The organism is Microbacterium sp. NPDC090003 (genome assembly GCF_044748385.1).
Classification (GTDB): domain Bacteria; phylum Actinomycetota; class Actinomycetes; order Actinomycetales; family Microbacteriaceae; genus Microbacterium.
In genome coordinates, this window is sequence record NZ_JBIVFW010000001.1 from 2,275,059 (window position 1) to 2,287,285 (window position 12,227).

The 12,227-nt window shown below is 67.8% G+C and carries 8 protein-coding genes; 7 read left to right on the top strand and 1 reads right to left on the bottom strand.

Annotated features, from left to right (window positions below; translation table 11 throughout):
- The first annotated feature begins 91 nt into the window (after window positions 1-91).
- The 6 genes from ACIPVN_RS11015 to ACIPVN_RS11040 all read left to right on the top strand — a co-directional run bounded on the left by ACIPVN_RS11015 (window position 92) and on the right by ACIPVN_RS11040 (window position 9,354).
- On the top strand, window positions 92-1,477 hold the full coding sequence (locus tag ACIPVN_RS11015; protein WP_400442744.1) for an RNA polymerase sigma factor: 1,386 nt from the start codon (window positions 92-94) through the stop codon (window positions 1,475-1,477).
- 216 nt (window positions 1,478-1,693) lie between these two features.
- Entirely contained in the window at window positions 1,694-1,873 is a 180-nt protein-coding gene (locus ACIPVN_RS11020; protein ID WP_400442745.1) for a hypothetical protein, read from the top strand.
- Window positions 1,870-2,070: a hypothetical protein gene (locus tag ACIPVN_RS11025; RefSeq protein ID WP_400442746.1), complete on the top strand. Its 201-nt coding sequence runs from the start codon at window positions 1,870-1,872 to the stop codon at window positions 2,068-2,070. Before ACIPVN_RS11020 ends, ACIPVN_RS11025 begins: the two co-directional genes overlap by 4 nt.
- Window positions 2,071-2,212: 142 nt before the next feature.
- A complete protein-coding gene (locus ACIPVN_RS11030) occupies window positions 2,213-4,327 on the top strand; it encodes a hypothetical protein (RefSeq protein ID WP_400442747.1) in 2,115 nt (704 codons plus the stop codon).
- 30 nt (window positions 4,328-4,357) lie between these two features.
- Window positions 4,358-6,355, top strand: coding sequence for an SdrD B-like domain-containing protein (locus ACIPVN_RS11035; protein WP_400442748.1), 1,998 nt, complete (start codon window positions 4,358-4,360; stop codon window positions 6,353-6,355).
- Window positions 6,356-7,284: 929 nt separating this feature from the next.
- On the top strand, window positions 7,285-9,354 hold the full coding sequence (locus ACIPVN_RS11040) for a DUF5979 domain-containing protein (RefSeq protein WP_400442749.1): 2,070 nt from the start codon (window positions 7,285-7,287) through the stop codon (window positions 9,352-9,354).
- Window positions 9,355-9,476: 122 nt separating this feature from the next.
- Here the strand turns inward: ACIPVN_RS11040 and ACIPVN_RS11045 are convergent, their stop codons facing one another.
- Entirely contained in the window at window positions 9,477-10,343 is an 867-nt protein-coding gene (locus tag ACIPVN_RS11045) for a helix-turn-helix domain-containing protein (protein ID WP_400442750.1), read from the bottom strand.
- Window positions 10,344-10,637: 294 nt separating this feature from the next.
- Between ACIPVN_RS11045 and ACIPVN_RS11050 the strand changes: the two genes are divergently transcribed.
- Window positions 10,638-12,227 (top strand): LuxR C-terminal-related transcriptional regulator, encoded by a 1,590-nt coding sequence (locus ACIPVN_RS11050; RefSeq protein ID WP_400442751.1) that lies wholly within the window; start codon window positions 10,638-10,640, stop codon window positions 12,225-12,227.

Genomic DNA, 12,227 nt, shown 5'->3' on the forward strand with positions numbered 1-12,227 from the left:
TCACGCGTCGGCTCGGCGGTGTATCGTTGCCGCTCGGCGACAGCATCCTCCGTTCTGCTGCGCTCCGCCCCGCGACTCGATGAGGAAAGTGATGACGGACGTGCCTCCCCCCGACGCGTCGAACGCCGATCCGGCGTCCGATGACGTTTCCGCCGATGCGCCCTCACTCGATCCGGGCGTGATCGCCGAACTCGTGCGGCGGGCCGCCACCGGGGATCGCGACGCGGCGGGGGAGTACTTCTCCCTGATGCTGCCGTCGCTCTCCCTCACGGCCAGGCGCGTGGCCGGGATCACGCACGACGCCGACGATCTGCTCGGTGACGCGCTGCTGATGGTGCTCGCCAAGTGGTCTCAGGGCAACGGCCCGACCGAGAACGTGCCCGCCTACATCGCGCAGACGATGCGCAACCGCATCCGTGACGACTTCCGTTCGCCGCGGTCGAAGGTCGCGCCGCTCGACAACGTCGAGGAGCCGGCGTCGAACGCCGACCCGCGCATCCGCGAGCTCGAGATCGAATCCGAGTTGGCCGTCGTGCGCAGGGCACTCGCCGAGCTGCCGTCCGACCAGCAGCGGGTGCTTGTTGCCACCGTGCTCGAAGGGCGCAAGCCCCGCGATCTCGAAGAGCACATGGCGCGTCCGGCGTCGGCGATCTATTCGCTGTCGCGCCGCGCGAAGGCCAATCTGCGCCGCACGACGCTGCGTCTGTTGCTCGAGGATGGCGCTCGACCCGAGTGCGTCGCGGCCGCGCAACTGCTGCCCGACACGGTGGGCGACACCCCGGAGGACACCCGGGGCGGCCGGTCGAGCGACCACTACCGCACGTGCCGATACTGCCGTCGGTCGTGGAAGCGGTTCGCCGGGCTCGCGACGCTCGGAGCGCTGCCGCTCGCGGGGGCGGTCGCGCTGGCAGGACCTGCGGGCACGGCCGAGGCGAGCGAGCTTTCGGCCGACGGCGCGGATGCCTCGGCGCCGGCGGATGCTCCCGCTGACGTGCCGACCGACTCCGGGTCCGGGGCGTCGTCGCTCTGGCAGGAGTGGGCGCGCACGACGGCGATGCTCGCGGCTGCCGCGACGGCGCTCGTGCTCATGACCGTGGTCGTGGTGACCTTCGTCACGAAGACGTGGTTCTTCGCGGAGACCCCGCTGGGTTCGCTGGCGCTGACCTCGGAGGTGGTCGACTCCGAGCACAGTGACTTCGACATGGCGATCACCGTGCAGGACGAGTCGTTCACCCTGGGCACGCTCCGGATGGATCTCTCGGTCGATGTCGAGTCGATCACCGCCCCGAGCGGATGGACCTGCCTGGTCGAAGGCGGCGACGTCTCGTGCACCACCGATCGCGAATCGCCGAGCGGCGGGCGCTTCGGGGTGACCCATGCGCCGGCCGCCGTCGTCACGTTCGACATCGGGTTCGACGGCCGCACCGAGGGCGGCTCGATGCTCAACGGCACGTCGCGCGGCACCGTCGGCGACTGACTTCCGGAATCCACCGACAGATTCGGGCACCTCGTCCGTCATCTCAGTGTGGGGAGTTGCTCCCCACTCGACCCTCCCCAGTGTCGAAGCCCGTTCGATCGGGTGGCTGGGTGGAGAAGCCTCCCCAAGTCGGCTCGCCTCCACCCAGCACTTCTGCGGTGAATTCTGCACGGGGATCGCGGGAGGCGGGTCGATGGGATGGGGAACAGGGTTCGAATGGCAGCACACTCTTCGCCGCAGGCAGCGGCGCATGACCGCACACCCGAACGGGGTGTGCTCACGCGCGAACGCGGGCACGACCTGCATCGCGTGCGCGGGTTGACGGCACTCAGGGGGCGGATGCTGTCCGCCCTCGCCGACGACACCGCACCGCTGAACCACGCGGTGACGGAATGATCCGCGGGCGATTCGAGCGGGTGGGGTCGCCGACCCCACCCGCCGGTCTGGACGCGCAACAGGTGCGGGTCTCCGTCGTCATCGAAGACGCCCACGGGTTCGTGCACCACTACGACGACATCGTGACCACATCGCAGGCCGCGACCGACGCATTGAAGACACTCGCGCACGTCCGCGCGAAAACCGTCCTCACTTAACGACAAATTTATTCACACAAAGTTTCCAGTTTCGCGTAATAATGAGCGCTACCCGAAGTCTCACCAGGTGGAGAACGTCCGAAGTTCTCTGCTCACGGGGAGCATCTGTTTGCGCATCACCTTGGCTAGGGGAAGGGCCATCATGACTCGCACGACCGCGCGCACGCGCGCATTGACCAGGACCATGGGGGTGGCGGCGGCGCTGAGCGCGCTGTGCGCCGGCCTCATCGTCGCCGCTCCGGCATCCGCGGCGGCGACGCTCGCGCTGACGATCGACCAGACGACGGGAACCGCGCCGTTCTCGGCCGACGACGCCGCCGGCAACGACTCCGGTCCGGACAACGACATCATCCGCACGAACGACACGATCTCGTACAACCTCGGCATCCGCTTCGAGGGCGACGACCAGACCACGCCGACCGTGCGCTTCACGGTTCCGCGCGGTCAGGAGCTCGTGAGCCTGCCGCCGTTCTGTCTGCCGGGCTCCGGCGCGACGCCGCAGACGCTGCCCGCGCTCACCCCGCCGATCACCGGCACCTCGTGGCAGTCGTACCCGACGCAGGACGTCGTCTGCGTTCTCGACGACCAGACCGGCGGAACCTCGCTCAACTACCCCTTCGTGACCCGCGTGAAGCCCGAGGTCACCAACGGCACCGTCATGGACGACGTGGTCTTCGAGGTGTCGAGCGACCAGATCCCGGATGCCGTCGCCACCGAGCCCGTCTCGCAGACGGTGTCGGCCGCGCCGCGGTTCGACCTGTCGAAGCGCGCCACCTCGACCGACCCGAATCAGGGGCCGCTGTTCCTCGCGACCGAGCCGTGCGTGAATGACACGAGCAAGCCGTGCCGTCAAGTGTCATACCCGGTGTCGATCACTGTTCCCGCCGGCGGCAAGGGTGTCGCACCGCTGGCGTCACCCATCGTGTTCGAGGACAACCTCGACCCGGAGTCTTTCTACGGTGCGACGATGTGGGCCGAGATGGTTGCGGCCGCCGGGTCGGAGGCGGCGGCCACTGCCGCTTATGCGCCGATCTTCCGCAACTGCAGCCTGGTGACCTCGGGGAGCGGCTACCGCACGTCCCTTCCGTATTCGCGCCTGTCCCTGGGCTCATACGCCACCCCGACGAACTCCGCTCGAGACACGGGCGCCGTGAGTTGCGTCGGTGGAGCGCCGGGACAGAACGGAGTCATTACCCTCACCGGCACGGACACCACCGGTCTGACGGTCCCGACGACCACAGGTAACGGAACCGCGCTTCCTGCGGACTTCGGTGTGATTGCCGCCTTCGAGCTCCGCATTCACATTCCGCAGGCGGCCATTCTCGATTTCGGGGCAGACGGCTCCGGATTCGTGTTGCAGACGCACAACGAGTACACGAACATTCAGATGACTGGAATCGACGGCACTCCCGCTGTCGACGACCCTTCGAACAACACGCGCGATGCAGCCCTCCGTCTTCAGGCGCAGGGAAACTTCGACAAGTCCTTCACCGGTGTCTTCGGGCAGCCAGGCAACACGCCAGCCCAGTCTTTCTCGGGCAACGGCACCTTCGAAGGCCCCCCGGGGTCCGGCATCCGCAAGGATGGCAACACCGTCGTGATGGCGGGCCAGTCCATCCAGAGCGTGCTGAACATCAGCGAATCCGCACCGGCGGGAACCGGCACAGGTCTCTCGCGCACGATCAGCGCGTGCGACGTGTGGGATCCTGAACGACTCGCCCTTGCGGCCTACCCGTCGTGGGCGGGTTCTCGGCCCGAGTGGTACCCGAGCAACGGTGATCCCGTCTACCTTGCGCACTACACGCAGGCGAACGCTGCTCTGCCTGGAAGCACGCTCGGCACGGCGGCGTCGGGCGCACGCAATCTCAGGATCGAGTACAGCACGGGGAGCTTCGGTTCCGGGGGTGCCGCTGACTGCTCGAGCGGCACCTGGACGGAGGATCCGAGCGACCTCGTCATGCCGACTGTGGACGATCAGGGTCGCAGCGTCTGGGCGGGGGTGAATCGTGTTCGCATTACGGTGAGCACGGAGTGGCCGATCGGAACAACGTTCGGCGATTTCAACGTCCAGTTCGCGATCGGGCAGGTCGTCCTCGACTCCGACAACACCGCCCCGATCGGTAACTGGGCATCGCGGACGATCTCTCAGGGCATCAAGACGCCTGCCGAGGTGGCCGCTGACCCGGCTCGTCAGACCACGCTGCCGACCTACAACCCGGAGACGCACGGGGGCAACTTCGGCGACCGCATCTTCTAGGGCGATGCGATCGTCCGCGTCGAGAAGTGGGTGCAGAACCCGACGACCGGTGAGTTCATGAACAACGTCGTGCCGCAGTTCACCGCGGGCCAGACCGTCACCTACCGTCTTGACCCGACGCTGACCGCGACCGGTCAGGGACAGGGATCGCCCGCGCTCGTGCTTCTCGAGGATTGCCTCCCGTTGTACCAGGTGTACGAGTCGTCGTCTCAGGGCGGCACCGCGCTGACCCCTGAGGTCGTGCAGATGGGTGCGCCGGATGACGCGGAGATCGCCTGCGCAGCGAACCAGCAGTACATCCGGTTCAACCTCGGCGAGCGAGCTCCCGGAGCCGCCATCACTCCGATCCTCGTCGCAGCCGAGATCATCGAGACCGCCCGCAACGGTGTCTACACGAACCAGGTGCTGGCCTCCTCGCCGATCGACGGCAGCCCGGCCAACCTGCGCGACGACGATGTGCAGGTGCAGCTGGTCGTTCCGACGGGCATCAAGGTCGCGAAGACGGTCAACAAGCCGATCATCGAGGTCAACCCCGACGGCGTCGAGAACCCGCGCACCGTGCTGTGGAGCGTGTTCTTCGCGAACGTCGACTCGCCGCAGAACGTCAGCAACGTCGACGTGATCGACGTGCTGCCGGCCAACGGCGTGAACGAGAGCGACTTCGAGGGCTCGCTGGTGTTCGACTCGGCCACCCCGGTCGCGGGCGACAACATCCGCATCCTCTACACCGCGACTCCGTCGGCCGAGCTGGTCGTCGCTCCGGGAGACGCCTCGAACGGGGCATCCGGGTCGACCGTCTGGTGCGACGCGATCTCGGGCGCCGTGGTGTCGGGCAATGGCACGGCGGCGGACTGCCCGACGGCGAACGACGAGGTGACCGGTCTGCGCTTCCAGCGCCCCGGTGCGTTCACCCCGGCGACGCCGTTCCAGGTCGACATCGCCATGACCCCGGTCGGCAACGCCGGCGGCGACGTCTACAACAACGTCACCGCGGGCCGCGCCGACGGCGTCACGCAGGGCGTCGGCCCCGCCATCCGTCGCGTCGAGATCATCTCGTCGTCGGTCGGCGACCGCGTCTGGGAAGACGTGAACGGCGACGGCCTGCAGAGCGAGGGTGAGCCGGGCATCGCCGGGTTCCCCGTGCGCCTGGTCGGCACCGACCTCGACGGCAATCCGGTCTCTCTCGAGACCGTCACCGACGAGAACGGCGCGTACGCGTTCGAGAACCTCGCCTCGGGCGAGTACCAGGTGATCTTCGATCCCAACGGGCTCGACTCGAACACGACGTTCACGACGCAGCACGCGGGTGACGACACGACGATCGATTCGGATGCCGAGCAGACGACGGGTGCGACCCAGACGTTCACGCTGGCACCCGACTCGGCCGACCCGACGCTCGACGCCGGACTCGTCATCGACCGTGACTTCGACATGGTGCTCGACAAGCGGTACATCGGAGCGACCGAGCTCACCGACGACAACACGTCGACGGTGACCTACGAGCTCGACGTGATCAACAACGGCACCGCCGAGGGCACGTACGACCTGGTCGACGCGCTGGACTTCGGTGGAGACGTCGAGATCGGCGATGTCGCGGTCGAGAACATCACCCCCGGTGAGGTCGAGACCAACCCCGCCTACGACGGCATCGGCGACACGACTATCGTGTCGGGAGCCACGCTGCCGGGCGAGACGACGCACACCTACCGGGTGACGATCGATGTGACCGTCGCCACCACCATCACGGTGGAGGAGGCCGAGTGCACCACGACGACGACCGAGACGGGCGGCGGCTTCCTCAACGAGGCCGAGCTCACGGTCGACGGAGTCACGGTGACCGACAAGGCCTGTGGTGACATCGAGGTGCCCCCGACCGATGGCGGCACGCCCCCGGGCGGCGCGACGCCTCCCACGGGCGGCCTCGCGATCACCGGCGGCACGATGGTCGGAATCGGAGTCTCGCTCGCCGCCCTGGCCCTCGGCCTCGTGCTGACGCTGCGTCGTCGTCGCCTCGACGAGACCGTCTGACGGTCCCTCTCGCGCGGGTGGGACCCCGAGCCTCTCTCGGGGCCCACCCGCCGTCGTCTCGGGGCCTGCGACGCTTCGACAAGCTCAGCGACCCAGAGGTGCGCGTGCTTGTAACTGGGTCCCTGAGCCTGTCGAAGGGTCCCGCCCCGAAGAGCTTCTCGCTATCACAACTGGGTCCCTGAGCCTGTCGAAGGGTCCCGCCCCGAAGAGCTTCTCGATCCGCCCGACAGATTCCGCCCCCTCACCCGTCTTGCATGTAGCGCCTTCGGACTCCTGCTTCCGGGGCGTCGCTCCGACGTCCTCCCATCCCGTCGGAGCAATCAGGGGGATCCGCATCTTTCTGGATGCGCATCACTCGACGACGGCCGGCCCTCCTGCTGCGGGGCCGGCCGTCGCTTTTGTCTCCCCGGGGCGATCAAAACGGGTTATGGGAATATCGCGCATCGACCGACATATTCGGTATCCCATCTCGTCTTGGTAAGTGACGCTCTGCGAGCTGGGCCCCCACGGCTCGGGCGTCAGGCGGTCGCCTCATCTCCAAGAGGCGACCGCCGCTTCTCTCGCGTGGCGCCAAAACCTTTCCAGAAATGTTTTCGCGCGTCGCGACCGATTCCCGCGACCACTTCGTCTTGCTTAGTGGGCCTGGGTTCTGACTTGGGACGCTTGGCATCGATCCACCACGGGTGGAGAGCACTACGCCACATCCGTGGACGCTCTGTTCGGTGCGTGTCGTCAATGACGGAGACCCCACGGCTTTGGAGAAAAACGAACGAAGCGCGTAATGAACGCGCGAGTGCGGCGTCTTAACGTCGGGGGCCTACGCCGACCGCTGTGCTTCGAAACGGGATGAGGGAACTGGGATGAATGGGAATTCTGCAGTGCTCCGAAAGCGCTCACGCGCGACCGGTGCACTTCTTGTACTGATGGGCATGGTCCTGGCCATGTTCTCGGGGGTGTTCACGGCGCAGTCCGCGAGCGCTGCCGAGGTGAACGGCGTCACCAGCGTCGACATCGTCAACGCGCCGCCGTACGTGAAGGATGCTCAGTACCAGGTCGCCGCGACCTGGGCCGTGCCGGACTCGGCGCAGCCGGGCGACACCTTCACCCTCAACTTCCCCGACGCGCTCGTCGGGTTCGGTGCCTCGATCAACCTGCCGGACGCGGATGGCAACATCGTCGGCACCTGCGAGGTGACGGCGAATCAGTTCGTCTGCACACTCACCGACTTCGTGGCCGATCACAACAACGTGCACGGCACGCTGAACTTCAACACGAAGTTCGTCGAGACCTTCACCGAGGAGCAGATCGAGTTCACGACCGGCAACAACGTGACCATCGTGACCGACGTCGAGGGCGGCGTCGGCACGGCTGGGCCCGACACTGCCCCCGGTTCGCCGACCAAGTTCGGCTACCCGAACGACGACGGAACCTCCATGACGTGGAACATCGACGTCCCCAGTGAAGACCTGGGTGCAGGAGCCAATCCGATCATCACCGACGACTACGACGCTCCGCTCGTGTTCGACCCGTCGCGCTTGACCGTCCGCTCGATCGCCAAGGTCGACTGGGAGCAGCGCTCTGACACGTCCAAGTGGACCTACCTCGGCCAGGGCAGCGGAGCCGGTTCGTACACTCTCACCAACCGTCCGGCTGACACGGCCTTCGACGTTCAGCTCAACGGTGCGAACACCGACGGCACCCGCGTCTACCAGGTGCAGGTCGTGATGGACTGGCCTGAGGGCGCTCAGAATGGCGACGTCTTCAACAACAGCGCGGTCGTGAACGGGACCACCTACACCGCGACGCCTCTCCCGTACGCAGGTGCCGGCGGTGGCGGCGAGGGCGACAACCTCGGCGACATCGCACTCACCAAGACGGTCACCGGTTCGGGTGCCCCGCAGGTCGCGGGCACCTCGTACACCGTGAACTACTCGTACGGCACGACCACGGGCGAGCTCACCGTCACCGACGGTCAGACCACCGAGCTGAACGACGTGCCCGAGGGGGCGGTCCTCACGCTCTCCGAGGTCCAGGCCGTCGGCGAGGGCGTTGTGTACGGCACCCCGGTCTTCTCCGGAACGGGCGTCACCGACAACGGTGACGGCACGGCGACGGTCACGATGATCGACGGTGAGATCGCCATCGGCCTCGAGAACCCGGTCGAGCAGCTGCTCGGAGGCTTCGATGTCACCAAGGTCGTCGCGGGCACCGGTGCGGGTGTCGTCGCCGGCGCGGAGTACACGGTGAACTACTCCTACGTCGTCGCGGGAGAGACGGTCACCGGTTCGCTCGTGATCGCAGACGGCGAGACCGCCGGCCTCGCCGAGCTGCCCGTCGGCACGGTCGTGACGCTGGCGGAGGTCGCACCGACTGCGGCCAATGTCACGTACGGCACCCCGGTCTTCGCAGGCACAGGTGTCACGGACAACGGCGACGGTTCTGCGTCGTTCACGATCGGCGAGGGCACCGTCTCGGTCATCCTCACCAACCCGGTTGACTTCAACCTCTTCTCCTTCGCGGTCACCAAGACCGTGACGGGTGATGGCGCAGCCAAGGTCGTCGACATGGCGTACTCGGTGAGCTACAGCGCGATGGTCCCGGGCGAGACCGAGCCCCGCGAAGACACGTTCGAGGTGCGCAACGGAACGGTCTACGAGATCCAGGAGGTGCCCGAGGGTACCGTCGTCACCCTGACCGAGGTCAAGGCGACGGCTCCGGGCGTCACCTTCGCGACCCCGAAGTTCTCGGGCGCCGGCGTCACCGACAACGGTGACGGCACCGCCACCTTCACGCAGGGTGCGGGTCTCGTCGAGATCGGTCTCGAGAACGCGGTCACGGTCGTGCCGCCCACGACGCCGCCGACCACCCCCAAGGGCGGGTCGACCACGTCGCTCGCGATCACGGGTGCGGACTCCACGCCGCTGATCGTCATCGCCGGACTCCTGCTGGCGTCCGGAGCGATCGCCCTGGTGGCTCGCCGCCGCCGCGGCCAGGCGTAAGCCCCTCCGAGAAGGCGGAGTCGCGTGACAACACGCGGCTCCGCCTTCTCGCTGCCCGGAGGAATGAACGAGGGTGAGCGAGCGAGGGCGCGGCGGGACGCCGTTGCGGGGATATCGGATCGTCAGGGGCGCGGCGTCGATCTTCCGGCGCCGGACGTGCGTACGAGAGCGCGGCGCAGTTGCTTGGCCGAGGAGAAGCCCGCTCGTTCCGCGGTGATCGCCGCGCTCAAAGACTCGGCATCCGAGAGCGCGTTCGCCTCGGCGATGCGACGGCGTTCGATCTCGCGTCGCGGCGTCGTCCCCAGACGGGCGAATGTTCCGTGGAGGGTCCGGGCGCTCACCGACACCTCCCGAGCGAGCTGAGAAACGTCGAAAGCCGGGTCGCGGAAGTGCGCCTCGATCGCAAGCTGAGCCGCCATGAACACCCCGTCACGGTGCCGGGAATCCTGGCCGAGTTCGCTCCCCGCCTCTTCCAGCGCTCCGGCGATCAGATGCTCGAGCGCGATGCCGAGGTGTCGATGCGCCGACGCGGTCGACGGGGCGGGAGAGTTCAGCATCGAGTTCGTCATCGCCGAAAGGGCCCGCGCCGAGGAGTCGCCCAGCGACACCGGCTCGTGGAACCGGAATCGCGAGCTGCTCGCTCGCAAGAAGGTGGGCTCGAGGTACCAGACGAATCGGGCGGTCGTCGTCAGCGTGCGGGCGGTCGTCGGTGCCTCGCCGTCGAGCAGGATGAGTGAATGGGCGTCGGCGACGACTGCCGCGCCGTCGACCTCGAACTCGAAGCCGCCCTCGATCGTGTAGACGAGGTAGATGCGCTCCGGCGCCTCGGTCAGCCGATAGCCGGCCGAACGCGACCACGCCCGGCCCATGCCATAACTCGGATGCTGCATCGTCTCGGCCACCAGGCGGGGATCGATGCGCCCCCGTGGATGCCAGCCGAAGTCATCGCACCGCTCCGCCGCGCGCCGACCCATCGTCACGGTGTTCACCGATATCCCTCCCCAGGGCTCGAACTCAATTTATCGAGCGACCTCGACTCCGGACAACCGCGACGGCGACCGCGCCACCGAGGCGGAGCGGAGCCCACTTCCTGCGGAGCGGGGGTCAGTTTCTGCACGATCGACCGATTCCGTCGCCGACTTCGTCTTATCGATGGACGACGCACAACGCTTGTCATAGACCTCGATTCACCTCTCCGCGCAGCGCTGGCCGAGGCCGACGGACGTCGCAAGGGTTTCGCCGCGCTCTCGTCCACCCCACCGCGACTCCGGCAGAGGAAGCCCATGAAAGCCACCACCCCGAGCTCGACGGCGGGTGCGCCCGGCAGCGTCGGCGACGTCCGGTCGTCGGAGCGTGGGCAGCGCGTGATCGCCGACATCCACGCGGCGCTCGACGAGGAGCGCTGGGACGATGTCGGCGAGATCCTCGACGACCATTTCTTCGCGCTCACGCTCGTCGGGCCGCGCACCTTGATCGAGGTGTGGTCGCGGATTCCGCACGAGTGGGTGGTGAAGCATCCGCGTCGGATGCTGGCTTCGGCATTGACCGACGCCACTCACGGCTCCTCCGATCGCCTCGATGAGCAGATCGAGCGTGCGTTCACCCACTGGGTGCTCGATCAGGATCATCCGGCTGTGCGGGACACGCTCAGCCTTCACGCCCTGGAGATCCGCCGAAGCCTGGTCGCTGGTCGTTTCACGCGCGCGAACGATGCCGCCGATGATGCGGAGCGGGCCATCGACGGACTCGGCGACGCCGATGCGCCGGTCGACCTCCTCGGTGTGGTGGTGCTGCACATCGGGCTCGCGCGCCTCGTGGTCGGAGACCTCGTGCGGGCCGCCGCTGCCCTCGCCGAGGCGTGGAGGCGAACGACCGAGGCGGCGCACCCTCTCGCGCCGTACCTCGCCGGGTACTGCGCGCTCGCGCACGCCCTCGCGGGCGACAACGTTCGTGCGACGACGTGGCTCGATCGCGGCCGAGTGGCATTTGGCGACAACTCGAAGGTGCCGACGTTCCGGCTCCAGCTCGCGGGGCTGCTCGCTCGGGTTCTGGTCTCGGTGGGTGCGCTCGACCGAGATGCCACCGCTGATCTGCTCGCGCAGGTCGCACGCACGGCCGAGTCCGGTGATCTGTGGTGGGTCGGGATCCACGCGCGCGCGCGGCATGCACTGCTCTGGGGCGATCGTGCTCGCGCGCTGCGTGAGATCGAGCACGCGCTCTCTTCGTCCCCCTCCCTGACGCCACCAAGCTCCCTCGCCGGCGCGCTCTTGCGCGCGGACATGTCCGACATCCACCAGTCCCTCGGCGACCTCGACGCCGCATTGCGCGTCGTCGCGCCTCTCGACCGTGCCGGCACGCACCCGTACCTCGCCGTCAGCGCCGCGCGTGCACTCATGATCCGAGGTCGCGCCGCCGAGGCAAGCGCCCTGCTCGACCGGGTCGAGGCGCAGCATCGGGCGGGTTTCATCGAAGCCCCCCGGTGGCGGATCATCCGCGGAAACCTCGCCTATCTGGCGCGCCCGACGCCGACGACGAAGGCTCTGATCGCGGGTATGGGCGAGGCGATCGCGTCTGCGGGCGCTGCGGATGCGGCGCAGGAGGCCCTTCCCGGGCTGCATCGTCTGCTCGCCGAGCAGGCGCCCTGTCCGGACGACAAGGGTGCGCGCATCGTGCCGCCGCCGATGGTCTCGCTCACCCCGCGCGAGGAACAGGTCCTCGGGCTTCTCGCCGCGCACGCGTCGGTCCAGAAGATCGCGGAGAGCATGTACGTCTCCCGAAACACGGCGAAGACGCATCTGCGTGTGCTCTACCGCAAGCTGGGCGTCTCGAGTCGAGAAGCCGCCCTGCAGGCGACCGCTCACCTCCGCCGTTGA